Annotated in this window: 20 protein-coding genes; 10 read left to right on the forward strand and 10 right to left on the reverse strand. The window is 66.1% G+C overall.

The window, feature by feature from the left end; genetic code table 11:
• Nucleotides 1-72: 72 nt before the first annotated feature.
• Nucleotides 73-2,385 carry a T6SS effector phospholipase Tle3 domain-containing protein gene (locus OHZ10_RS17240; protein WP_081051983.1) on the reverse strand — a complete coding sequence of 771 codons (2,313 nt, stop codon included), beginning with the start codon at nt 2,383-2,385 and terminating at the stop codon, nt 73-75.
• Here OHZ10_RS17240 and OHZ10_RS17245 point away from each other — a divergent pair.
• Nucleotides 2,384-2,758 (forward strand): hypothetical protein, encoded by a 375-nt coding sequence (locus tag OHZ10_RS17245; protein WP_155627253.1) that lies wholly within the window; start codon nt 2,384-2,386, stop codon nt 2,756-2,758. The genes OHZ10_RS17240 and OHZ10_RS17245 overlap by 2 nt on opposite strands.
• A gap of 901 nt (nt 2,759-3,659) precedes the next feature.
• Here the strand turns inward: OHZ10_RS17245 and OHZ10_RS17250 are convergent.
• Nucleotides 3,660-5,204: a methyl-accepting chemotaxis protein gene (locus OHZ10_RS17250; protein ID WP_059238761.1), complete on the reverse strand. Its 1,545-nt coding sequence runs from the start codon at nt 5,202-5,204 to the stop codon at nt 3,660-3,662.
• Between the two features lie 311 nt (nt 5,205-5,515).
• On the opposite strand from OHZ10_RS17250, the gene OHZ10_RS17255 reads away from it, so the two are divergent.
• The 3 genes from OHZ10_RS17255 (at nt 5,516) to OHZ10_RS17265 (ending at nt 7,532) form a co-directional block, all read left to right on the forward strand.
• Complete coding sequence (locus OHZ10_RS17255; protein WP_174993741.1) at nt 5,516-6,373, forward strand: class I SAM-dependent methyltransferase; 858 nt, start codon at nt 5,516-5,518, stop codon at nt 6,371-6,373.
• Complete coding sequence (locus OHZ10_RS17260) at nt 6,370-6,930, forward strand: GNAT family N-acetyltransferase (RefSeq protein ID WP_059238758.1); 561 nt, start codon at nt 6,370-6,372, stop codon at nt 6,928-6,930. Before OHZ10_RS17255 ends, OHZ10_RS17260 begins: the two co-directional genes overlap by 4 nt.
• Before the next feature lie 122 nt (nt 6,931-7,052).
• Nucleotides 7,053-7,532 carry a DUF523 domain-containing protein gene (locus OHZ10_RS17265; protein WP_404823535.1) on the forward strand — a complete coding sequence of 160 codons (480 nt, stop codon included), beginning with the start codon at nt 7,053-7,055 and terminating at the stop codon, nt 7,530-7,532.
• Between the two features lie 99 nt (nt 7,533-7,631).
• On the opposite strand, the gene pcaF is transcribed toward OHZ10_RS17265, so the two are convergent.
• A complete protein-coding gene (gene pcaF / locus OHZ10_RS17270) occupies nt 7,632-8,834 on the reverse strand; it encodes a 3-oxoadipyl-CoA thiolase (protein WP_059238754.1) in 1,203 nt (400 codons plus the stop codon).
• Between the two features lie 226 nt (nt 8,835-9,060).
• On the opposite strand from pcaF, the gene OHZ10_RS17275 reads away from it, so the two are divergent.
• Entirely contained in the window at nt 9,061-9,849 is a 789-nt protein-coding gene (locus tag OHZ10_RS17275) for an IclR family transcriptional regulator (RefSeq protein ID WP_059240889.1), read from the forward strand.
• A 61-nt stretch (nt 9,850-9,910) separates the two neighbouring features.
• Here OHZ10_RS17275 and OHZ10_RS17280 read toward each other — a convergent pair whose 3' ends face one another.
• Nucleotides 9,911-11,425 (reverse strand): M81 family metallopeptidase, encoded by a 1,515-nt coding sequence (locus OHZ10_RS17280; protein WP_059238752.1) that lies wholly within the window; start codon nt 11,423-11,425, stop codon nt 9,911-9,913.
• A 97-nt stretch (nt 11,426-11,522) separates the two neighbouring features.
• Entirely contained in the window at nt 11,523-12,842 is a 1,320-nt protein-coding gene (locus OHZ10_RS17285; protein ID WP_256087114.1) for an MFS transporter, read from the reverse strand.
• Nucleotides 12,843-12,993: 151 nt separating this feature from the next.
• Here OHZ10_RS17285 and OHZ10_RS17290 point away from each other — a divergent pair, with 151 nt between their 5' ends.
• Nucleotides 12,994-13,980, forward strand: a complete 987-nt coding sequence (locus OHZ10_RS17290) for a LysR family transcriptional regulator (protein ID WP_059240888.1) — start codon at nt 12,994-12,996, stop codon at nt 13,978-13,980.
• 145 nt (nt 13,981-14,125) lie between these two features.
• On the opposite strand, the gene OHZ10_RS17295 is transcribed toward OHZ10_RS17290, so the two are convergent.
• On the reverse strand, nt 14,126-15,241 hold the full coding sequence (locus tag OHZ10_RS17295) for a succinylglutamate desuccinylase/aspartoacylase family protein (RefSeq protein ID WP_059238749.1): 1,116 nt from the start codon (nt 15,239-15,241) through the stop codon (nt 14,126-14,128).
• Between the two features lie 65 nt (nt 15,242-15,306).
• Complete coding sequence (locus tag OHZ10_RS17300) at nt 15,307-16,080, reverse strand: transporter substrate-binding domain-containing protein (protein ID WP_059238748.1); 774 nt, start codon at nt 16,078-16,080, stop codon at nt 15,307-15,309.
• 136 nt (nt 16,081-16,216) lie between these two features.
• Here OHZ10_RS17300 and OHZ10_RS17305 point away from each other — a divergent pair, with 136 nt between their 5' ends.
• Nucleotides 16,217-17,137, forward strand: coding sequence for a LysR family transcriptional regulator (locus OHZ10_RS17305; RefSeq protein ID WP_059238747.1), 921 nt, complete (start codon nt 16,217-16,219; stop codon nt 17,135-17,137).
• A gap of 34 nt (nt 17,138-17,171) precedes the next feature.
• On the opposite strand, the gene OHZ10_RS17310 is transcribed toward OHZ10_RS17305, so the two are convergent.
• A complete protein-coding gene (locus OHZ10_RS17310) occupies nt 17,172-18,503 on the reverse strand; it encodes an MFS transporter (protein WP_342705423.1) in 1,332 nt (443 codons plus the stop codon).
• Between the two features lie 56 nt (nt 18,504-18,559).
• A complete protein-coding gene (locus OHZ10_RS17315; protein ID WP_342705424.1) occupies nt 18,560-19,750 on the reverse strand; it encodes a M20 aminoacylase family protein in 1,191 nt (396 codons plus the stop codon).
• A gap of 219 nt (nt 19,751-19,969) precedes the next feature.
• Between OHZ10_RS17315 and OHZ10_RS17320 the strand changes: the two genes are divergently transcribed.
• The 3 genes from OHZ10_RS17320 to OHZ10_RS17330 are packed head-to-tail and all read left to right on the forward strand — an operon-like array spanning nt 19,970 to nt 22,256.
• On the forward strand, nt 19,970-20,608 hold the full coding sequence (locus OHZ10_RS17320; protein WP_174993748.1) for a TetR/AcrR family transcriptional regulator: 639 nt from the start codon (nt 19,970-19,972) through the stop codon (nt 20,606-20,608).
• Between the two features lie 45 nt (nt 20,609-20,653).
• Nucleotides 20,654-21,637 (forward strand): MDR family oxidoreductase, encoded by a 984-nt coding sequence (locus tag OHZ10_RS17325; protein ID WP_342705425.1) that lies wholly within the window; start codon nt 20,654-20,656, stop codon nt 21,635-21,637.
• 40 nt (nt 21,638-21,677) lie between these two features.
• Nucleotides 21,678-22,256 (forward strand): peroxidase-related enzyme, encoded by a 579-nt coding sequence (locus OHZ10_RS17330; RefSeq protein ID WP_174993749.1) that lies wholly within the window; start codon nt 21,678-21,680, stop codon nt 22,254-22,256.
• A gap of 90 nt (nt 22,257-22,346) precedes the next feature.
• On the opposite strand, the gene OHZ10_RS17335 is transcribed toward OHZ10_RS17330, so the two are convergent.
• Nucleotides 22,347-23,222 carry an SDR family NAD(P)-dependent oxidoreductase gene (locus tag OHZ10_RS17335; RefSeq protein ID WP_059238736.1) on the reverse strand — a complete coding sequence of 292 codons (876 nt, stop codon included), beginning with the start codon at nt 23,220-23,222 and terminating at the stop codon, nt 22,347-22,349.
• Nucleotides 23,223-23,306 lie beyond the last annotated feature (84 nt).

The raw sequence follows: 23,306 nt of genomic DNA on the forward strand, positions 1-23,306 counted from the left end.
TCAGCAGGGTCGCGATTATCCATGCCACGACCGTGACGGCAATGCGTCGCGGCCATGTTGCGATGATTGCTCTCATCCCGAACCCCCAACCTTGAGATAGAACTGGCCTTCGCGGTCGTCCACGATTGAAGTGGGCATCTTTCCTTCACTGTTTTCGATATGAATCCACTGGTGCATAGGAAGTTGGTCAATATCGCCGCGCGAAAAATAGTCGCAGTACTTATTTACCAGACTGCCGTCGGAAATCCCTTTGCCCATTCGCCAGTCTGCCTCAATTCGAAGCGCTTTCATTTGTTCAGGCGTCAGGTAACACGGACCAATCGCCACGTCATACGCCAGCGCTTTTTCCGCATGCTCCGGGTTGGTCATCGTCGTCGAGTGGTTCGTCGGGCTGTTCGTCGTACCGCGATCAAGCCAATCCACGATCTGCTTGTCGCGCCATTCCTTGTAGCCTTCAGGTAGAGCGCTTTTGCCGTCCTCACCGATGACGTGACCATCGCTGTCGACCCACTCCGTGTTCAACGTTCGGCGAGCCTCCATCCGCAGCAGGGCGCGGTCCTCGTAACGCTGCCCGGCTTCACTTTCGGCCGTGCCGTGAGCGTCGCCGTCCATGGTCTTCGCCTTGTATTGGTCGTAAGGATCGTCGGCCTGTTTGTCCGCATCGGCCTTGCTCGCATCGCGCCATGCGGATAGTGGATCGTTGCCTTCGTTGAAGGTACTGGTTGCTTCGCCATCCTCGGTCAGAATCGGCTTGTCGAACCTCAACGCCTGTGGCGGAAACGTCTCGTCCAGCGCCGGTGCGTCCGCCAATACCTCCCAACCCTTCGGCGGATCGGCGTTCACGCGAAACATGTTCATTGCCGAACTGAACCCGGTCGCGACGAACATGATCGGCGCCGAGAACAGCGTTGCCGCCATCCCCCAGACCGACTCATTCCCCTTGAGCGCACCGACCAGATTGAACTTCGCCGGCGGCGAGGGCGGATACCAGAAGCCCCTCTTCGTGCCTTTCTTGCCGTACCGCCAGTCGTCTTCCCAATAGCGGTAGCGCTCCTGCACACCGACATCGAAACCGGAAGCGAACACGCGTTGCGTCAGGACGCCGTGTACGCCGATATCCGTCAGTTCGTGCTTGCCGATGCCGCGCCAACCGATACCCTGCACGGTGATCGCCGAGATCACCTGATCGTGCGGACAGCAATATGCAGTGACGCGCCCGTACGTCGATCCGTTCAGGCCGTGGCGCGCACGGTCGGCCAGTGCGGTATACGACTTGTTGCTCGTCGGCGATACCCGGTGATTCGCCATGTCGGCATCGACCGTGTCGGGCGACGGTTCATGGGCAGCGCGATTGCCGATCAGGGACAAGAAAGTGCGGAGCGTTTGAGTGCGCGCCGCGTAGGTCTGTCGACCACGATTGCCCGCAGCATCCTTCGTCGCACGTTGCGACCAGGTATCCATGAACGTGTCGGATTTGTGCGGGCCTTCACTATTCGCCAGGCTATAAGGAGCGTTGGCCAGCACATAGGCATCCGCGACGCATCGCCCCTCGCACCCCCACGGATCTTCCACTTCCGGTAACGCGTCACCGAAGAACGCGCCCGTGAGGCCGACGATATTCCCCTGGCTGTGGCACACGACGGTGATCGGCACGTCGGCGCGCATCTTTCGAATCGACTCGATCAGTTTGGCAAGCCGCAATGCGGCAAGCACGCCATACGCACGCGGCGGCGCGCGATACAGCGGCCGGTTGGTCGGGTTGATGCCCTGCACGGTTATCCAGCCCATGGCTCGATCGTCGAGGCCGCCGTGCCAAAGATCGGGCAAGCTCGAACAGCCATTGGTAAACGGGCCACCTCCCCAATAATCCTTCTCGTTGAGAAAGATCTTGTCGCCGTATTCCTTCAGTTCATCCAGTGTCGCCTTGTAGCCCCACCGAAAATGGATGACGGGCGAAAACGATGGATCAGATTTGACATAGTTTCCCGCCCAAAGCTTCGGATTGAGAAACCCCTCCGGCGTCACGCTCTCGGTGTACCTCGCAGGCGTCAACTGCCCGGCGTCGACACCGTGATACTTCATCTGGTCGTCCAGTCGTCCCAGCCGACGATTCAGGCCTTTGCACAATCCCTCTTCGGACGCCTTGAACCATTCGCCCTCGGAGTTGACGCCGTGGACGAAGATGACGACGCCGGGCAAAGGCAGTTGCTTGACGCAGATGAGCCGCTTGTCCTTGTCGAACAACGTCGGCCCTTGGGTTCGGCCAACGATGATAGGCGGCGGGGCGGACCGCGATGCCGTTGCGTCGGGAGCGCCGGCTGTCGTGGCCGTGTCATCGGCGTGCGTAGCCGCTACCGGCCGAGGATCGAGAAACGAGTCGGTCATGGTCTCAACCATGCTCATCGATGAGCTGCACCGCCAGCGTGTCGAACTGGCCGGCATAGCCAGCCGGCAGTTCGCCGGTCGTGTCGCTCGTAAGGCACACCGACACTGGCCGTTCGAGAAACAACCGGGACGACGGATCGTCACGCGTGGAATCGCAAGTGCCCGCCATCATCCGTTCACGGACGTCAGCGAGACGGACAGCCTTCAGACGACCGGCTGCGCGTTGCTCTTTCCCGAAATGAAAAGCGACCGGTCGCGTGCTCCAGTCGACCGGAGCGGATGCAAAGGTACGAAGTATTGCTGCTATCTGCACGACGGCAATCTCATTATTCTCGGCCCGAATTCAATTTCATCCGAACCGAAATCCCAATAAAAATAATTTCATTCGCAATTTATCGCACGAAGAATATCAAACCCATGCAGCTTGATGCTGAAATTTATATATTGAGATGAAAAATGGCGTCACGAGAAACAGTATTTGACAACTTATGTGACACAATATTTTTATGATAAAAATCTTATTCAAAAATTGTTTAACGATACGATTCGAAAACTATTTAGCATAAAGCGCCATCGAAGCATTTAATCTTTTTTGTCGAATCGAATTTAGCGCAGACAAAAAATTGGACCTGTCCTAAGTCTCAACAAGCGGATGTCCATTGCGAAGTCGGAACAGGACAAAAAAAAGATGGCGCTAGCGTGCTCAACCGTGCTCTTAGGTTTGTCCAAGCTCTTGTGATTCGCCCTTCAACGTCACTGACAGCGGCTTTGATGCTGCTCGGGAGTTCGCAGCCGGTTGGTGTCGCCGTACCTGACGCGCCGCGAACCGCAATTGCCTAGCGAGGTTCGCGTCGCGATCCAACTGACTCCCATTGGCCGTGCGGCACGAATGACGCTTCGATGTGGTGTAGCGCTCGCGATCCGGGCACCGTGTATTCGTATTCACCCTACCCGGTTGCTCGCAATAGCACCGACTCCAAGGTGACCGATGACAAGCGTGAATGATTTGAAATCGGATACGTTGATTCCGCGGCGCACCGCCTTTCTCATCAGTCGATCTACAGATAAATTGAGTCGAGTGACAGCTTTCCGGTCTTTTCGCCATTTATCGCGTTCCGTTCCGGCTATTCAATTCAATGCGTGAATACAAAATCCGAAACAGGAACGTCGATCCGTTGGCGCATTCCAATTGAATCGAAAAACCTGAACGCGCATCGCACGCGTCAACCATGATGCATTGATCGGGCGCGCACATTGCGTGCGCGCCCCGACCATCACCGAAACACGTTCACCGCATCCACCAGCCGCGTCGCCTGCTGCTTCAGGCTCTCCGACGCCGCCGTGCTCTGCTCGACGAGCGCCGCGTTCTGCTGCGTGATGTTGTCCAGGTGCACGACCGCCTGATCCACCTGCGCGACACCCGTGCTTTGCTCGGCCGTCGACGAGCTGATCTCCGCGATCAGGTCCGACACGCGCTTCACCTGCGTGACGATATCCTCCATCGTCCTGCCCGCCTCGTCCACGCGCCGCGCGCCCGACTCGACCCGCTCGACGCTCGCGCCGATCAGCGTCTTGATCTCCTTCGCCGCGTTCGCACTGCGCTGCGCGAGCGCGCGCACTTCGCCCGCGACCACCGCGAAACCGCGCCCCTGCTCGCCCGCACGCGCGGCTTCGACCGCCGCGTTCAGCGCAAGAATGTTGGTCTGGAATGCAATGCCGTCTATCACGCCGATGATGTCGGCGATTCTGCGCGAGCTGTCGGTGATGTCGCTCATCGTCGTGACGACCTCGCTCACCACCTGCCCGCCGCGCTCGGCCGCGTCGCTCGCGGAAACCGACAGCTGATTCGCCTGCAGCGCCGTCTCCGCATTGCTCGACACGGTCGCCGTCATCTCGGCCATCGAGGCGGCCGTCTCCTGCACGCTCGATGCGGCCTGCTCGGTGCGTGCGCTCAGGTCGTTGTTGCCCTGCGCGATCTCGTTGCTCGCGCGCTGCACGTTGTGCACCTGTTCGCTGACGTCGTCGACGAGCCAGCGGAACATCAGCCCGAGCTGGTTGATCGTGCGCAGCGTCATGCCGATCTCGTCGACGCGGTTCATCCGCACGCCGCGCCGGCTTTCACCCGTCGCGACGTTCAGCGCCTGCTCGTGCAGCCGCTTCAGCGGTTGCACGATCTGCGCGTCGAGCCACCAGCCCGCTGCGGCCGCCACGCCGGCCGTCACGCCGGCAAACACCGCGAGCCCGCCGCCGGACAGCCCGCATGCCCAGCCCGCGCCGACGACCGCCGGCGCCAGCACGCACAGCGCCGAATGAACGCGCGCGCGCACCGACATCGTCTGCGGCAGCGACGCGATGCGCAGCAGCCCGGTGCGGATCACGAGCCCCTTGTGAAACCGGCGCTGGCCGGCCTTGCCTTCGCGAAACGCGCGATACAGCGCGTCGGCGGCCGCGGTCTCGTCGCTCGGCGCCTTCGTGCGCACCGACATGTAGCCCTGCGGCTCGCCGTTGCGCATCACCGGAATCGCGTTCGCACGCACCCAGTAGTGATCGCCGTTCTTGCGGCGGTTCTTCACGAGCGCGGTCCACGGCTCGCCGCGCTTGAGTGTCGCCCACATGTCGGCGAACGCCTCGCGCGGCATGTCGGGGTGGCGCACGGCATTGTGCGGCTGGCCGACCAGCTCCTCGTTCGAGAAGCCGCTTACCTGCGCGAACGTCGTGTTCGCGTAGGTGATATAGCTGTCGGCATCGGTCGTCGACATCAGCGTGACGTCGTCGGGAAAATCGAATTCCTGTTGGGTAACGGGCTGGTTATTGCGCATGCAAGGCTCCGAAAGGCGGATCTGTTGTCCGCGCCGCGTTGATATCACGCTCAGTAGCCGAAAAACGGTTGATCGCTTTACGACGGTCTCGTCCTTACTGTCGGCAATTCGTCGGAAAACCTTAATCCTGTCGCGCATAAAATATGCAATCGGGCCATTGCCATGATTTCGATCAAATAATCCGGCGATAATCTCCGCGCGCGTTTATCCGCTTGTCACAAAGCCCCGTACCGCTTGACAATGCCGGCATCCGTTGCACGCGGCGAGACAATTTGGCCTATCCGGCCCCATTCCACCGTAATTCGAATTCAATGAAAAAGGCATTGCACGAACTGAATCGGCTGTCCTGGAATACGGCGACGGTCGCGCATAACAGCCACAAAGGCGATCAGGCCGCGTTTTTCCGCAACGGCGGCTCGACGCTGTTTCCGGAAGAGCGCGAACTGCTCGGCGATCTCGCGGGCCTGAGGCTCCTGCATCTGCAATGCAACGCGGGACAGGACACGCTGAGCCTCGTGCGCGACGGCGCGGACGCAACCGGCGTCGACATCTCCGACGAGGCGATCGCCTTCGCGCGGCAACTGTCGGCCGATGCGGGGCTGCCCGCACGGTTCGAGCGCGCCGACGTGCTCGACTGGATGCCCGACGCCGCCGCGCGCGGCGAGCGCTTCGATCGCGTGTTCACGTCGTACGGCGCGATCTGCTGGCTGTCGGACCTGGCCGCATGGGCGCGCGGCATCGCCGCGCTGCTCGCGCCGGGCGGCCGCTTCGCGATGGTCGAGTTCCATCCGTTCGCGCTGTATTTCGACGAACACTGGCAGCCGCACTACGACTACTTCAAGGGCGACGCGACCGAGGAGCCCGCAGGCGTCGGCGATTACGTCGCGGCTTCCGGCACGGGGCTCGGCACGCAGCACGACCATCCGGGCGTCGTCGATTTCGCGAACCCGCATCCGAGCTACGAGTTCATGTGGGGCATCGGCGACGTGGTGAATGCGCTCGTGTCGGCCGGGCTCGCGATCGACCGCCTGAACGAATATCCGTACGCGAACGGCTGGAAGGGTTTCGACGGCATGCGCGAGCTCGAAGGCCACCGGATGGTGCCGCCCGACGGCATGCCGCGCCTGCCGCTGATGTACGCGATCGCCGCGCACCGGGTGGCCGCATGACGCGCCGCACAGCCGCCGAACGCGACGCGCTGTCCGCCCGCCTCCTTGCGCGCGACGACGTGCCGCTCGTGTGGACCATCGACCGGCGCGAGATCATCGAGCACCTGTACGTGCTGCGCGACGGCACGCTGCGCCGCGTGCCGGAGTTCTACGACGTAGCCGGCTGGCCCGACGGCGAAGCCGACCACTACACGCCGATCCTGCTCGACTGCCATGATCGCGGCGGCTGGTTTCTCGGCAGGTTCGACGGCGCGAGGCTCGTCGCGGCGGTCGTCGTCGACAACCGGCCGCTCGGCCCGCGACGCGACATGCTGCAACTGAAGTTCCTGCACGTGAGCCACGACTGGCGCGGCTGCGGGCTCGGCGAACAGCTCTATCACGCGGCCCGGGCGCAGGCGCGCGCGATGGGCGCCGAACGCCTGTACGTGTCGGCCACGCCGTCGCAGCGCACGATCGACTTCTACCTGCGGCTCGGCTTCACGGTCAGCCCGGCGCCCGACCCCGAGCTTTACGCGCTCGAGCCCGAGGACATTCATCTGGAAGGACCGGCGGCCTGACCGCCCGGCACGCGGGTGAAGCGTAGAATTTCCCGCTCTGCCTCAACCGCCATCCGCCATCACGGAGCACGACATTGAAGAACGACCCGCAACCGCAAGCCACGCCGAAGATTCTCGTCAGCATGTGCGTGATCGGCCATCCGGTCCGTTACAACGGCTCGGCGAAGACCGCCGCGCACGACGCGCTCGAGCGGTGGCAGCGTGAAGGGCGTCTCGTGCCCGTCTGCCCGGAACTGGCGGGCGGCTTCAGCGTGCCGCGCCCGCCCGCCGAAATCGCCGGCGGCGAATCGGGAGCGCAGGTTCTGTCGGGCAGGGCACGCATCGTCGACGTGAACGGCACCGACGTGACGGCGCCGTTCGTTTCCGGCGCGCACACCGCGCTGGCCATCGCGCAGGCGCACGATTGCCGCTTCGCGATCCTCGCAGACGGCAGTCCGTCGTGCGGCAGCACGTTCATTTACGACGGGAGTTTCGGGAACCGGCGGCATGCGGGCGCCGGGGTCACGGCGGCGTTGCTGCGCGAGCATGGCATCGAGGTGTTCGCGGACACCGAGATCGGCGCGCTCGACGCGCGCCTCGGGCAGCTATCGGAAGGCGGTTAACGACGATGGGCGGCACGGGAATCCTCGTGCCGCCCATCGTTGCGAAGCGCAACAGCAGTCAAGCGGCACAGGTCCGGCCGCTTCACCTCGTCACACTGATCAGACGCGTTCGATCGCGATCGCGATGCCCTGACCCACGCCGATGCACATCGTGCACAGCGCAAAGCGGCCGTTCGTGCGATGCAGCTGGTACATCGCGGTCGTCACGAGACGCGCGCCCGATGCGCCGAGCGGATGGCCGAGCGCGATCGCGCCGCCGTTCGGATTCACGCGCGGATCGTCGTCGGCGACACCCAGCATGCGCAGCACCGCGAGGCCCTGCGACGCGAATGCCTCGTTCAGCTCGATCACGTCGAACTGGTCGATCGTCATCCCGAGCCGCGCGAGCAGCTTCTGCGTGGCCGGCGCCGGGCCGATGCCCATCACGCGCGGTGCCACACCAGCCGTCGCGATCCCGAGCACGCGTGCACGCGGCGTCAGGCCGAAGCGCTTCGCGGTTTCTTCGTTCGCGAGCAGCAGCGCGGCGGCGCCGTCGTTGACGCCCGACGCGTTGCCGGCCGTCACCGAGCCGTCCGGGCGCACGACGCCCTTCAGCTTCGCGAGCGTCTCGAGCGACGTCTCGCGCGGATGTTCGTCGCGCGACACGACCACCGGGTCGCCCTTCTTCTGCGGAATCGTGACCGACACGATTTCATCGGCCAGCGTGCCGTCCTGCTGCGCCCGCGCGGCCTTTTGCTGGCTGCGCAGTGCGAACAGGTCCTGATCCGCACGGCTGATGTTGTAGTCGACCGCGACGTTCTCGGCCGTCTCCGGCATCGAGTCGACGCCGTGCAGCTGTTTCATCAGCGGATTGACGAAGCGCCAGCCGATCGTCGTATCGTAAATGTCGGCCTGACGCGCGAACGCGCTGGCGGCCTTGCCCATCACGAACGGCGCGCGCGTCATGCTCTCGACACCGCCCGCAACCATCAGCGCGGCTTCACCCGACTTGATCGCGCGCGCGGCCACGCCGACCGCATCCATCCCGGAACCGCACAGGCGGTTGATCGTCGAACCCGGCACGCCCTGCGGCAGGCCCGCGAGCAGCGCCGACATGCGCGCGACGTTACGGTTGTCCTCGCCGGCCTGGTTCGCGCAGCCGTAGATCACGTCGTCGATCGCCGTCCAGTCGACGTCGCGGTTGCGCTCGACGAGCGCCTTGAGCGGCACCGCGCCCAGATCGTCGGCGCGCACGCCGGACAGTGCGCCGCCGTAACGCCCGATCGGCGTACGGATCGCATCACACAGAAAAGCTTCGGTCATCAGTGTCTCCGGTCCCATGAAGGCTGGGAAATGAACAGGGCGCGCCCCTTGCATTGCCCGCCGGGATGCGCTTAAATGTTCTATATACGAACATAAGATCGTGTATCGAACGTTCAACGCATCATAGGGAGTGCAGGGACGACCTGTCAAGCGCGCGGTCCGCCGCGCGGTTGGCGTGTCAGGCCCCATGCGCTATCTTCTCGGCTGCACGACATTCCAGGCGCTCATGACAACCGAAGACACTCAGACGAAACCCGGCGACTCCTATGTACAGTCGTTCGCACGCGGCCTCGCGGTGATCCGCGCGTTCGACGCGGCACGCCCCGAGCAGACGCTCACCGAGGTTGCATCGGCCACCGGGCTCACGCGCGCGGGCGCGCGCCGGATCCTGCTCACGCTGCAGACGCTCGGCTACGTCGAAGCCGACGGCCGGCTGTTCCGGCTCACGCCGAAGATCCTCGAGCTCGGCTTCGCGTATCTCACGTCGATGCCGTTCTGGAATCTCGCCGATCCGGTGATGGAGCAGTTGTCGGCACAGATCCACGAAAGCTGCTCGGCGGCCGTGCTCGACCGCACCGAGATCGTCTACGTGCTGCGCGTGCCGACGCACAAGATCATGACGATCAACCTGTCGATCGGCAGCCGGCTGCCCGCGTACTGCACGTCGATGGGCCGCGTGCTGCTGTCCGCGCTCGACGACGCGGCGCTCGACGAAACGCTCGCGCAGAGCGGCATCCGCGCGCATACGCCGCGCACGATCACGGATCTCGGCGAGCTGAAGGCGACCATCGCGCAGGTGCGCCAGCAGGGCTGGGCCGTGGTCGACCAGGAACTCGAAGTGGGCCTGATGTCGCTGTCCGCGCCGATCCGCAACCGGCGCGGGCAGATCATCGCGGCGATGAACATCAGCGGCAACGCGCAGCGGCATACCGCGAAGCAGATGGTGAAGGAGTTTCTCGGGCCGCTGCAGCAGGCCGCGCAGACGGTATCGGAGCTGGTTGCACGGCGCGGTTGAGCGACGTGGCCGGGTGCGCACATCGCGCCCGCCCGGCCACGCGTCGACGGCGTGCCGCGCTTCAACCGTTGCCGGTGAATGCCGCTCCTGCCGGCTTCATCCGGATGCCCGGAGCCAGCCGGGTCCATGGCAACTCGGCCGGATCGGCTGTCATCGGGCCCGGCGCCGCGGCAACGAGCACCGCGTGGGCGATGCCCTGGAAATCGGCGCGAAAGTGCACGGAGCTTTTGTTGACGAGGATGCGCATCGCTTCCGGCTCGACGCCGCCCACGCGATAGAGATTGCGGTCGAGCATCTGCGCCTTGCCGCTGCTCACCACGATCAGCACGCCGTCGATCCGCAGGCAGGCAACCGGCCCGATATCCGCGCGCATGCCGTTCATCATCGGGCCGTCATACCGGCAGATGCCGTCGGACAGGTTCACGACCTCGAAACGCGCGTGGTACGGCTCGTCGCCGGGCACGCCGGAGACACCGCCGAGCGCCACCTCGATGAACGCACCGACCCCGGCGCGATGGGCCGCCGCCGCGGCCGCCGGATCCCAGATCAGGCCGATCGCCGCATCGCGTGCGCCGTTGCGCAGCAACGCCCGCAGCATGCCCGTCGTGTTCGAGTCGCCGCCCGCGCCGGGGTTGTCCTGCGTATCGGCGATGACGACCGGCTTGCCGGCCCCCTCGGCAAGCCGCATCGCTTCGAGCACGGCGGCATCGGGCGACAGGAACGGCACCTGCCACGCGGCCTCGTCCGCCAGCATCCTATCGTAGAGCGCCTGCACGGCTGCCTCGGCCGACACGGCGTCGTCGCCGTAACCCCAGATGACCGGGCCGCATTCCGGAAAATCGGCCGCCGGAAAACCCGGCGCAAACGACAACGACGCCACGGCCCCGGTTTCCAGCGCCGCGAGCTGCGCATACATGCCGCGCGAAGGTTCGAGCAGCGTGCACATGCCGTTGATCGGGATCAGGAACGGCAGCCGGCGCGCCGCGCGATGCAGCGGGCGACCGCCCGCCGCCCGCGAGACGAGCAGGCGCTCGAGCAGCACGGCCGCGCGTTCGCCGGTCTCGGCCATGTCGACATGCGGATAGGTGCGGAAGGCGACCAGCGCGTCGGCCTCGTGCAGCATCTTCGCGGTGACGTTGGCATGCAGGTCGAGCGACGCGACCACCGGCACGGCCGGGCCGACCGCGGCGCGCACGCGCTCCAGCAACGTGCCTTCGCCGTCGTCGGCATGCTCCGCGACCATCGCGCCGTGCAGGTCGAGGTACACCGCGTCGTAGCCTCCGTTGCGAACCGCCGCAAGGATTTCGCCGGCAATGCGCTCGAACGCGTCCTCGGTCACGTGGGCCGACGGGCTTGCGCCCGCCCAGATGACCGGCAGCAGGGTCCAGCCGCGCCGTTCCGCCGCGACGATGAATCCGCCCGCGGGAATGTTGACGTCGCGCAGCGCGAGCACGTCGTCGCCCCGCACCATGGCCGGGAAGCCCTCGCCGCGCTCGAAGTTCGCGTAAGCGGCTTTCGACGGCGCGAACGTATTGGTTTCATGCTGAAAGCCGGCGATTAAAATGCGCGTGTTCAAAAACGTGTCTCCGGAAGTAATGAGTCAATGCACCGGCACAAAGCGCCGTCAGTCCCGCACCGCGATGGATGTCGCGGACGCTTGCGCGAGCGCGACGTCACGCCGTCGCCAATGCGTCGTGCGGCGCGGGAAGCCGGTTCGCCACGAGCACCGCGGCGCCCGCGACCAGCAGCGCGACCATGACCAGCAGGCCGGCTGCCATGCTGCCCGTCGCCGAGTGGATCGCACCGATGATGGTCGGGCTCAGGAAGCCGCCGATCAGGCCGATCGTATTGATCAACGCGATGCCGCCCGCGGCGGCGTCGCCCTTCAGGTATTGCGACGGAATCGCCCAGAACACCGTGTACGCGGCCCAGATCATCGACGTGGCGATCGTCATGCCGACCAGTGAAATGACGAGATTGCCGTTGGCCGTCGTCGCCACGGCCAGCGCGATCGCGCCGATCAGGGCCGGCACCGCGCTGTGGAAACGGCGCTCGCCGCGGCGGTCCGACCGGCGGCCGATGACGACCATCGCGATCGCGGCGCAGACGTACGGGATCATCGAGTACAGCCCGATCTGCATCGTATCGGTCACGCCGTCGGCCTTGAGGATCGACGGCAGCCAGAAACTCACCGCGTAGATCCCGCAGATGATCGTGAAATAGGCGAACGCCAGCAGGTACACGCGCGGGTCGCGCAACACCTGTCCGAACGAGTGATGACCGGCGCCGGGGGTGTGCAGCTCGGCGGCGAGCATCCGCTTCTCGTCGTCGGTCAGCCACTTCGCGTCGGCCGGCCGGTCGGACAGGACCTTGAGTGCGAGCACGCCGAACAGCACGCACGGCAGGCCTTCGACGACGAACATCCACTGCCAGCCTGCCAGGCCGTGGGCACCGGCCAGCCCGGTCATCAGCCATGCCGACAGCGGCGAACCGAAGGCGCCGCCGATCGGGCCGGCGAGCATGACGACCGCCATCACGCCGGCCATGCGGCGCTGGCCATACCAGTAGGTCAGGTAAAAGATCATCCCGGGCGCGAAGCCGGCCTCGAACACACCGAGCAGGAAGCGCATCGCGTAGAACGTGGTCTCGTCATGGACGAACATCATGCCGGCCGACGTCAGGCCCCACAGCACCATGATCCGGCTGATGGTCTTGCGTGCGCCGATCCGCGGCAGCAGCAGGTTGCTCGGAATCTCGAACAGCACATAGCCGAGAAAGAAGATGCCCGCGCCCAGCCCGTACACCGCATCGGAAATACCCAGGTCGCTCTGCATCGAAAGCTTGGCGAACCCGATATTCACGCGATCGAGATAGGCGAACGTGTAGCAGAGCAGCAGAAAAGGCAGCAGGCGCCAGTTCAGTTTGCGGTACAGGGCCTGATGCGCCGGGCTGTCGGGCGCGACCGGGGCTTGAGGGGATGGAATGGCGGACATGCGCTCTCCTTTAGGGCGTATTGCTTCAAATCCCGCATCGATGTTCGACTCCGTTCGAATCGTCGAGGAGACGAAAAAGCAGCGCAAGAGCAACCTAAGCGAGTTATCGTTGCTCAACGAGCAACACTTCACCGGCCAACGGACCGACACCATGCGCGAACTGAACCAGCGCCGCCTGCGCTATTTCCATGAAGTCCTGACGCACGGCTCCATCCGCGGCGCGGCCGACAGCATCAACACGTCGCCGTCCGTCATCACGCGGCAGATCCGCTTGCTCGAGGAAGAAATCGGGGCCCCGTTGTTCGAGCGCCAGCCTCGCGGCGTGCAGCCGACCGAAGCCGCGGCGCACCTGCTCGAGTACTGGCACGGCTGCCGCTCCCAGCAGGAACTGTTCGAAGACCGCCTGCAGGCGCTGCACGGCCTGCAACACGGCCAGATCCGCATCGCCACCAGCGAAGGCTATATCGACTGCCTGATGGACGAGGTGCTCACCGATTTCTGCGCGCGCTATCCGAAGCTCGACGTCACCGTCGATCTCCTGCCGGTCAGCAAATTGCTCCAGGAAGTCGCCGAGAGCCGCGCGCATATCGGCCTCGCCTACAATCCCCCGGCGCATCCGGATATCGAGTACGTCGCCACCGCGCCGCAGCCCGTGGTGGCGCTCGTGCATCCCGGGCACCCGCTCGCCGTGCGGGGCCGGCCAGTCGCGGTACGCGAACTCGCCGAATATCCACTCGCGCTGATGCCGCCGGCGTTCGGTCTCGGACAGGCAGTGCAGATGCTCGCCTACGCGGAGAACATCCAGCTCCACCCGACGCTCACCACCAACTCGCTCGCCGTGCTGCGCCACTTCGTCAAGCGCAACAGCGGCGTCACGCTGCTCGCCGCGTTCGCCGCGTATCAGGAACTGGAGGCGGGAGAACTCGTCGCCCTTCCCGTCGCCCATCCGCTGCTCGAGGCAGCCAACGCGCGGCTGCTGGTCAAGGCCGGCCGCACGCTCGGGGTGGCAGCCGATACGCTGCTGCGCGGCATCCTGCGGGACATGAAGATGTTTTCGAACGCGGGCGGGCGCAACGGCAGGACAACGGCGCGCGGCAAGGCCGGCAAGCGGGCGGCGGGGAATCGCGGCCGATCATGATTGTCCCCACCGACAATGCAGCCCGCCTCGCCGGCTGCGGGAAATCGGCCGACCCGGCGCAAGCCGACATCATGCGGCGATTGATTATTTGAGGAACCCGACATTTCTCGCCGGTTTCGTACGGGTCAGGTTCCGCGCGCGCCATTCACGCCCCAAGTAACATCCCCGTGCGCACCGGCACCGTGCCCGTCACGCGGCCGAGCGGTGCGCCGGCGGTCACGAAGCGGATCGCACGGCGCATGTAGAACACGCCGTCGGTCGCGCTCGAGATCGTCGTGATCGCATCCGTCAGCGGATCGACGATGTCGAACAGCGGATCGCCGGCGCGGATCGTCGCGCCGATCGCCGCGCGGTGCACGAGAATCCCGCTCACCGGCGCGTAGAACTGCTCGCTGCCCGCGAGCGGCGTGGCCGGCGCGGCCAGCGGCGGCAGCGGCGTGCGTTCGCCTTGCACCGCGCCGCGCCAGACGAGATAGTCGACGAGCGCGCCGGCATCGCGCTGCGCATGTTCATACGTCACGTCGCGCTGGCCGCGGCACTCGACCGTCACGGCCACGGCGCCGGCCGCCATCGGCGTGCCTTCCGGCAGATGCTGCCGCAACCGCGACCACAGCAGGTGATGCGCATCGTCGAATGCGTGCCCGCCCGAATCCTCGGCGAGCAGCGATACTTCCGCGCCGAGATAACGCGCGAGCGGCTCGATGTCCGGCCAGGCGGTATCGCTCGTGTACACATGCATCACCGCTTCGAGCGAGCAATGCAGGTCGATCACGACGTCGGCGTCGTGCGACAGCTTCAGCAGCGCAAGCTGCAGCGCATCGAATTCGGTGCGCGGCGCGATATCGTCGAGCGCCGCGCCGACGCATTCGCGCACGATCGCGCGATTGCGCTCGCCGTCGTCGCCGAGCCGGTCGCGCGAGCGCGCGGCAATCTCCGCGAGCGGCAGGAAGCCGCGATTGAAGTTGCGGCCGCTCGCCAGGTCGAAGCGGCCGATGAACTGCCCGAGCAGATGATGATTGAGGCCGACCGGGTTCGACACCGGCACGAGCACGATCTCGGCCGTGAGCCGGCCTTCGGCATCGAGCTGCGCGAGACGCTGCTTCAGCACGAACGCCGCGAGCATCGCGGGCGTCTCGTCCGCGTGCAGCGCGGCCTGCAGGTAGATCTTGCGGCCGGCATCGGCCGGCCCGAAATGAAAGCTCGTCAGCGTGCGCTGCGTGCCGATCGACGGCGACAGGAGCGGTGTGGTGCGAATCTGCATCGACGGTCTCGAACGGATGAAAACGGGTGAATCGGGTGAATCGGGGAAATCGGCCTGCACGACGCTCAGTCGCCGTACGGATTGAAATCGAAGTACTGCTTCGCGATCCGGTCATACGTGCCGTCCTTCAGCATCGATGCGATCGCGCCGTCGATCGACGCCTTCAGCGCCGTATCCGACTGCCGCATGCCGATGCCGACGCCGCGATCGCCCATGTCGAGCGGCGCGCCGACGAATGCGAAGCCCTTGCCGCGCGGCTGGCGCAGGAACCCGTAGTCGGCTTCCACCGTGCCGAGCAGCGCCGCGTCGAGCCGGCCGTTCACGAGATCGGCGAACACGTCGTCCTGGCTCTTGTACGGCACCACGCTGACGCCGGCCGGCGCCCAGTGCGCGAGCGCCCACGATTCGAACTGCGTGCCCGACTGCACGCCGACGCGCTTGCCGGCCAGCGACGCGGTCGTGCTGCCGAGCCGGCTCTCGGGCCGCGCGACGAGCCGCGACTTGAAGCGGAACAGCTTCGACGAGAACAGGATCTGCTTCTCGCGCTTCTCCGTGATCGCCATCGACGACAGGATCGCGTCGATCTTGCGCGCCTGCAGCGCAGGGATCATCCCGGAGAACTCGAGCTCGACCCACTGGCAGCGCAACTGCGCGCGGCGGCAGATCTCGTTGCCGAGATCGACGTCGAAGCCCTTCAGGCTGCCGTCGGGCGCCTTCGCATCCATCGGCGGATAGGTCGGATCGATGCCGAGGCGCACCACGTGCGCGTCGAGCGCAGACGCGGACGTGGCCGCCAGGCCAAGGCACAGGGAAACCAGCGGGACGAGGCAACGTTTCATGGTCGACGGAGGGCAGGAAGCAGGGCAAACGGCATGAGCCGGACTGCCTGCGATCGTAGGCGGCACGCGCCGCCGCCGGAACCATCGACTGCCTTATCATGATCGGTATTTCCGATCACCGGCTTCGCGCTCATCCATGGCGTTCACGCTGTCCCAGCTCCGCATCTTCCAGGCCGTCGTCGAGCACGGCAGCCTGCGCGCCGCCGCACGCGCGCTCGATCTCGCGCAAAGCGGCGTCACGCAGCAGCTGCAAAGCCTCGAGGCGACGCTCGGCGCGACGCTGTTCACGCGCACCAATCGCGGGATCGTGCCGACGGCCGTCGGCCAGCGGCTGCTCGCGCGCTCCGGTTCGATCCTCGGCGAATGCGAGCAGGTCGAACGGGAAATCCGTCAGTTGAGCGGCGCGTACGAAGGCACCGTCACGCTCGGCCTCGTGGCCGAACCGCTGATCGATGCGTTCGCGCCCGTGCTGACCGCGTTTCGCGCGCGCTTCGACAAGGTCGACGTGCACCTGCGCACCGGCACGTCGCGGATGATGGTCGGCTGGCTGCGCGAAAGCGCGGTTGATTTCGCGATCGCGCTGGTCGCGAAGCAGACCGACACGACCGATCTCACGGTCACGCCGCTGCGTGCGTCGGCACCGGTGGTCGTCTGCCGCAACGGGCATCCGGCAATGCACGCGCAATCGCTCGCGGAGCTGGCCGGTTACGCATGGGTGTCCACCCGCTCGCCGAACCTGAGCGCCGACCCGGTCGTCAACCGGCTGCTCGCGTACTTCGATGCACATGGCCAGCCGCCGCCGAAGATTCTCGCCACCGTCGAAGGGATGTTCGAGACGCTGCAGATCGTCACGCAGACCGATTCCCTCGCGCTCGAAACCGAAGCGATCACGCGGCACGGGCCGTACGCCGGCGCGCTCGCGAAGGTGCCCGTGCGCGAGCAGGCCGAATCGCAGGACATTTGCCTGCTGCAACGCGCGGCCGTGCCGCTGACGCCGGCCGCGCAGGAACTCGCGACGATGCTCGCGTCGTACCTGAGGATGGTGCGCGGGCGGTAAGCGCACGAGCGCGCCCCGCCGCCCGCATCACGCGTCAGTCCAGCGACTCCTGGGCCGTCTCGCGCAGCATCGCGACCGCGATCAGCGACAGCACCACGCACGCGGCCACGTAGCCGGCCGGCGCGAGCTTGCTGCCGGTCGTCTTCACGAGCCAGGTCGCGATCAACTGCGCGGTGCCGCCGAAGATCGTCACCGCGAGCGCATACGCGATCGAGATGCCGGTCGCCCGCACGTGGCGCGGCAGCGATTCGCACATCAGCGCCATTTCCGACGCCGAGCCGAGCGAATAGAACAGCAGCATCAGTGCGGTCAGCGGCAGGATCACCGACAGCGTCGGATGATGGTTCATCAGCCAGAACGCCGGGAACAGCAGCAGGACCAGCACGCCGCGGCCGACGAAGATCGGCAGGCGCCGGCTGCCGAGCGTGTCCGACAGCCAGCCGAACAGCGGGCACGTGACCAGCATCACGCAGCCCGACGCGACGCCGACGAACATCGACAGCTTCATCGGCAGCCCGAGCGTATGGATCGCGTAGGTCGGCATGTAGAACGTCAGGACGTAGGTCGACACCGTGCCGCCCATCACCGTGAGCATCAGCAGCAACACCGTGCGCGCGTGCTTCGAGAACAGCTCGTGCAGCACGCCGCGCTCGATCCCGTGATGGCTTTCGCCGGGCGCGTCGTTCGCGAGCCGGCGGCGCAGGTACATACCGACCGGCGCGATCAGCACGCCGACGAGGAACGGCAGCCGCCAACCCCAGCTTTCGAGCGCATCCTTCGTCATGGTGTTCGACAGCAGCGCCGCGAAGCCCGAGCCCATCAGCGCGGCGCCGCCCTGCGTCGCGAGCTGCCAGCTGGCACGGAACGCGCGGCGCGACGTGCCGCCCTGTTCGAGCAGCGTCGTCGTCGCCGCGCCGAATTCGCCGCCCTGCGAGAAGCCCTGCAGCAGCCGCGCGAACACGACGAGCAACGGTGCGGCCACGCCGACCTGCGCATAGGTCGGCGCGATCGCGATCAGGCCCGTGCCGAGCGCCATCAGCATGATCGTCAGGTTCAGCGCGGCCTTGCGTCCCTTGCGGTCCGCATAGACGCCGAGCACGACGCTGCCGAGCGGCCGCGTGAAGAAGCCGGCGGCGAACGTCGCGACCGACAGCAGCAGCGACGTGGTCGCGTCGCTCGACGGGAAGAACAGCTTGCCGATCAGCACCGCGAAGAACCCGTACACGGTGAAATCGAAGAACTCCAGCCAGTTGCCGATCACGGCCGCGGCGATCGCACCGCGCCGCGTGACGGCAGGCGCGTCCGGGGCGCTGGTTGCGGCGGCCCCCGTCGACGCGGGGTGCAGCGCGAGATGGTCTTTCTGCATCGTTGTCGTCTCCTCTCATTGCGGCCGGAAGCGCCGGCCGCGCGCCACCGCCACGATCACTGCCCGAGGTAACGCTCCACGAGGCGCGTCCAGAACGCCGCGCCGATCGGCAGGTTGCGATCGTTGAAGTCGTATTTCGGGTTGTGCACCATGCAGCCGTCCTCGCCTTCGCCGTTGCCGAGCCGCACGAACGAGCCCGGCCGCTGCTGCAGCATGAATGCGAAATCCTCGCTGCCCATCAGCAGGTCGGTCTGCTCGACCACGTGCGCATCGCCGACGAGCTCGCGCGCGACCTGCGCGGCGAAATCCGTTTCGGCATCCGTATTGACGACGACCGGATAGCCTTCGATGTACTCGACATTGGCGGTCGCGCCGTAGCTCGCGGCCTGCGTTTCGGCCAGCTCGGTAATGCGGCGCTTGAGCAGCGCGCGCACGTCCGGGCTGAACGAACGCACGCTCAGTTCGAGGCGCGCGCCGTTCGGAATCACGTTGTTCGCGGTGCCCGCGTGCATCGAGCCGACCGTGACGACCGCCGGCTGCGAGGGATCGACGTTGCGCGCGACGATCGTCTGCAGCGCCATCACGATGCTCGCCGTGACGACGACCGGGTCGACCGTCAAATGCGGCCGCGCCGCATGGCCGCCGACGCCTTCGATCGTGATGATCGCCTTGTCGCCGGCCGACATGAACGGGCCGCGCCGCGTGAGGAACACGCCGGGCGCCGCGCCCGGATGGTTGTGCATGCCGAACACGGCGTCGCACGGGAAGCGTTCGAACAGGCCGTCGTCGATCATCTTCTTCGCGCCGCTGTCGACGCCGTGCTCTTCCGCCGGCTGGAAATACAGGTGCACGGTGCCCGAGAAGTGGCGCGTTTTCGCGAGATGCTGCGCGGCGCCGAGCAGCATCGTCGTATGGCCGTCGTGGCCGCACGCGTGCATCTTGCCGTGCGTGCCGCTCGCATACGGCAGGCCGGTCGCCTCGACGATCGGCAGCGCATCCATGTCGGCGCGAATGCCGATACTGCGCGTGCCGTCGCCCACGCGCAGCGTGCCGACGACGCCCGTCTTGCCGACCCCGCGCGTCACCTGCCAGCCCCATTGCTCGAGCTTGTCCGCGACGAGCGCGGCCGTGTCGTGCTCTTCGTACGCCAGCTCGGGATGGTGGTGGATGTGGTGACGGATCTCGCGCAGCCCGCCGACGGCGGGCATCAGATCCTCGACTTCGGTGAATCGGGTATCGGTGGTCATCAAGGGGCTCCTGCCGTTTGTCTGCGCACGCCGAAGGCGCGTGCGGGAAAGCGAGCCACTATATCGAGCCGATATCGGTTCAATAAGATGCGGAATTTTTCACCGCGATAAGATTTTTTAATCAGGGTTAATACGGGCAACAGTTGCCGGACCGACCTCGCCCGACGCGATCGGCATGTCGGCCATTGATTTTTGAGACGAACGGTCTATTATTCGCGCATGGACACTCGAACCGATCCGCCGCGTCGCCGCGGCAGGCCGCCCAAGCAGCACGACGATCTCGTCGCCACGCGTGACGTGCTGTTGCGCACCGGGCTGGAGATCCTCACCGAAAAAGGCTTTTCGGCCACCGGGCTCGACGAGATCCTCGGGCGCGCCGGCGTGCCCAAGGGCTCCTTCTATCACTACTTCGACAGCAAGGAAGCGTTCGGCCTGGCGCTGATCGACCGCTACGCGGAGTTCTTCGCCCGCAAGCTGGACCGCCATTTCAGCCAGGCCGGGCACGCGCCGCTGGCGCGCGTGCGTGCCTTCGTCGACGATGCCCGCGACGCCATGGCCCGCTACGCGTACAGCCGCGGCTGCCTGATCGGCAATCTCGGGCAGGAAATGGGCACGCTGCCCGAAAGTTTCCGCGCGCGTCTGCGCGCCACGTTCGAAGACTGGCAGCGCCGCCTGGCCGAATGCCTGGCCGCCGCGCAGCAGGCAGGCGAACTGGCCGAATCGGCCGACCCTGCCGCGCTGGCCGCGTTCTTCTGGATCGGCTGGGAAGGCGCGGTGCTGCGCGCGAAGCTCGAACGCAACGACATGCCGCTCGCGCTGTTCGCGCAGTTTTTCTTCAATGGATTGCCTCGCCGCTGAGTTTTTTTACCATTGACTAGACGATCGGTCTAAAAAGGAGGACGGATGTTCCAGGGCATCGTGATCGACAAGGACGAAACCGGCCAGCACGCGCGGCTGCAGACGCTGGACGACGCGCAGTTGCCTGCCGGCAACGTGACGATCCGCGTCGGCTATTCGACGCTGAACTACAAGGACGGGCTCGCGATCACCGGCAGGATCCCGGTGGTGCGCAAGTTCCCGATGGTGCCGGGCATCGATCTGGTCGGCGAAGTCGAACACAGCACGCACCCGGACTACCGCCCCGGCGACCGCGTCGTGCTCAACGGCTGGGGCGTCGGCGAAACGCACTGGGGCGGCCTCGCGCAGAAGGCGCGTGTCGACGGCGACTGGCTGGTGCCGCTGCCGTCTGCCTTTTCGCCGCAGCAGGCGATGGCCATCGGCACGGCCGGCTACACCGCGATGCTGTGCGTGATGGCGCTGGAACGGCATGGCGTGCGCCCGGACGACGGCGAGATCGTCGTGACCGGCGCGGCTGGCGGTGTCGGCAGCGTCGCCATCGCGATCCTCGCGCGGCTCGGCTATCGCGTCGCCGCCGTGACGGGCCGCCCGGCCGATGCCGACTACCTGCGGCAGCTCGGTGCGGCGGAGATCCTCGAGCGCGCGCAATTCAGCGCGCCCGGCAAGCCGCTCGGCAAGGAACGCTGGGCCGGCGCGGTCGACGTCGCGGGCGGCCATGTGCTCGCCAACGTGTGCGCGACCACGCGCTATCGCGGTGTGGTGACGGCCTGCGGCCTCGCCGCCGGCATGGACTTCCCCGCCACCGTCGCACCTTTCATCCTGCGCGGCGTCACGCTCGTCGGCATCGACAGCGTGATGTGCCCGCGCGCCGACCGCCTGGACGCATGGCGCCGGCTCGCATCCGATCTCGATGTCGAAAAGCTGGGCGCCATCGGCCGCCAGGTCGGCCTGGCCGATGCCATCCCGCTGGCGGCGGAACTGATCGACGGCAAGGTGCGCGGCCGCATCGTCGTCGACGTCAACGCGTGACGCCCGCCACGGCGGCCATGTCACTTTCTCAGGAGACCTCATGACTGTTTCGGACAACGCACCCGTCAGCCGCTTCCCGGTGCCGGCCCTCGAAGACCTGCCCGACGACATTCGCGAACGCATCGCGGCCGTCCAGGAAAAGTCGGGCTTCATCCCGAACGTGTTCCTCACCCTCGCGCATCGCCCGGACGAGTTCCGCGCCTTCATGGCGTACCACGACGCGCTGATGGACAAGCCGGGCAATCTCAGCAAGGCCGAGCGCGAAATGATCGTCGTGGCCACCAGCAGCGTGAACCAGTGCCAGTACTGCGTGATCGCGCACGGGGCGATCCTGCGCATTCGCGCGAAGGATCCGCTGATCGCCGACCAGGTCGCCGCCAACTACCGCAAGGCCGACATCACCGCGCGGCAGAAGGCGATGCTGGACTTCGCGATGAAGGTTTCGCAGGCCGCGCACCAGGTGGGCGAGACGGACTTCGACACGCTGAAGTCGCACGGCTTCGCCGAAGAAGACATCTGGGACATTACGGCAATCTCGGCGTTCTTCGGGATGTCCAACCGCATCGCGAACGTGACGAACATGCGGCCCAACGCCGAGTTTTACGCGCTGGGCCGCTGAGCGCCCGGCAGCGGAAACCGTGACGCCATCGGGACGGAAGGCCGGCGCACATCGCCGCGCCGGCCTTCCGTGCGATCCGGGCTGCCACGCTTACCCGATGTCCTTCAGCGCATCCAGCCCGCCCGGCAGCTTCGCATCCGGAAACTGCGTCGACAGCGTCGCATCGCGCCACCGCGCCGCTTCTTCCGCGCGCTGCTGTTCCGCCTGCTCGCAGACGAACAGTGCATCGCCGCCGAGCAGCAAGCGCATCGGCACGTCGTCGCGGCGTGACAAGTCGACGATCAGCGCCGCGATCCGCGCGGGATCGCCGATCTCGTGGCCGCCATACGCACCGAGCAGGTCGAGAATCTTCCCGACCGACGGCTGATAGTCGGGCAGCAAGTCGTCGACGCCGCGCTTCGCCTGCGCGGCCCATTCGGTGCGCATCCCGCCCGGCTCGAGCGTGCACACGCGCACGCCGAACGGCGCGACTTCCTTCGCGAGCACGTCGCTGAACCCGCCGACCGCCCACTTCGCGGCCTGATACGCGGACAGCCCGGCCGTCGACGTGCGGCCGCCGACCGACGACACCTGGAAGATGTGCCCCGCGCGCTGCGCGCGCAGCGTCGGCAGCACCGCACGCGTAAGGTTGATCACGCCGAACAGGTTCGTTTCGATCTGATCGCGAAAATCGCCGGTGCCCATCTGCTCGAACGGCGCCGTGTGGCCGTATCCCGCGTTGTTCACCAGCACGTCGATACGGCCGAACGCCGCATGTGCCGCCGCGACGGCCTGCGCGGCCGCCGCTTCGTCGGTGACGTCGAGCGCGACCGGCAGCAGCCGGTCGCCGTACCGCTCGGCCAGATCGGCCAGCCGTGCGGGATCGCGTGCACCGGCCACCAGCCGGTCGCCTGCCGCCAGCACCGCTTCCGAAATCGCTCGCCCCAGGCCGCGCGCGGCCCCCGTTACCAACCAGACTTTCGACATTTTCCACTCCTTGATCGTGGTGAAATCACAAAAATGAATGATTACTCACTCATTAATATGGACGACGATTCGGTCGTTCATGAC

The sequence above is a fragment of the Burkholderia arboris genome (genome assembly GCF_038723655.1).
Lineage (GTDB): Bacteria > Pseudomonadota > Gammaproteobacteria > Burkholderiales > Burkholderiaceae > Burkholderia > Burkholderia arboris.

Bases quoted from the DNA above. Each gene is read 5' to 3' on its own strand.
- OHZ10_RS17285 (WP_256087114.1), bottom strand. From the start codon at position 12,842: ATGTCCGCCATTCCATCCCCTCAAGCCCCGGTCGCGCCCGACAGCCCG.
- OHZ10_RS17255 (WP_174993741.1), top strand. From the start codon at position 5,516: ATGAAAAAGGCATTGCACGAACTGAATCGGCTGTCCTGGAATACGGCG.
- OHZ10_RS17240 (WP_081051983.1), bottom strand. From the start codon at position 2,385: ATGACCGACTCGTTTCTCGATCCTCGGCCGGTAGCGGCTACGCACGCC.
- OHZ10_RS17290 (WP_059240888.1), top strand. From the start codon at position 12,994: ATGCGCGAACTGAACCAGCGCCGCCTGCGCTATTTCCATGAAGTCCTG.
- pcaF (WP_059238754.1), bottom strand. From the start codon at position 8,834: ATGACCGAAGCTTTTCTGTGTGATGCGATCCGTACGCCGATCGGGCGT.
- OHZ10_RS17330 (WP_174993749.1), top strand. From the start codon at position 21,678: ATGACTGTTTCGGACAACGCACCCGTCAGCCGCTTCCCGGTGCCGGCC.
- OHZ10_RS17325 (WP_342705425.1), top strand. From the start codon at position 20,654: ATGTTCCAGGGCATCGTGATCGACAAGGACGAAACCGGCCAGCACGCG.
- OHZ10_RS17260 (WP_059238758.1), top strand. From the start codon at position 6,370: ATGACGCGCCGCACAGCCGCCGAACGCGACGCGCTGTCCGCCCGCCTC.
- OHZ10_RS17250 (WP_059238761.1), bottom strand. From the start codon at position 5,204: ATGCGCAATAACCAGCCCGTTACCCAACAGGAATTCGATTTTCCCGAC.
- OHZ10_RS17320 (WP_174993748.1), top strand. From the start codon at position 19,970: ATGGACACTCGAACCGATCCGCCGCGTCGCCGCGGCAGGCCGCCCAAG.
- OHZ10_RS17335 (WP_059238736.1), bottom strand. From the start codon at position 23,222: ATGTCGAAAGTCTGGTTGGTAACGGGGGCCGCGCGCGGCCTGGGGCGA.
- OHZ10_RS17310 (WP_342705423.1), bottom strand. From the start codon at position 18,503: ATGCAGAAAGACCATCTCGCGCTGCACCCCGCGTCGACGGGGGCCGCC.
- OHZ10_RS17295 (WP_059238749.1), bottom strand. From the start codon at position 15,241: ATGCAGATTCGCACCACACCGCTCCTGTCGCCGTCGATCGGCACGCAG.
- OHZ10_RS17245 (WP_155627253.1), top strand. From the start codon at position 2,384: ATGGTCTCAACCATGCTCATCGATGAGCTGCACCGCCAGCGTGTCGAA.
- OHZ10_RS17275 (WP_059240889.1), top strand. From the start codon at position 9,061: ATGACAACCGAAGACACTCAGACGAAACCCGGCGACTCCTATGTACAG.
- OHZ10_RS17300 (WP_059238748.1), bottom strand. From the start codon at position 16,080: ATGAAACGTTGCCTCGTCCCGCTGGTTTCCCTGTGCCTTGGCCTGGCG.
- OHZ10_RS17315 (WP_342705424.1), bottom strand. From the start codon at position 19,750: ATGACCACCGATACCCGATTCACCGAAGTCGAGGATCTGATGCCCGCC.
- OHZ10_RS17265 (WP_404823535.1), top strand. From the start codon at position 7,053: ATGTGCGTGATCGGCCATCCGGTCCGTTACAACGGCTCGGCGAAGACC.
- OHZ10_RS17305 (WP_059238747.1), top strand. From the start codon at position 16,217: ATGGCGTTCACGCTGTCCCAGCTCCGCATCTTCCAGGCCGTCGTCGAG.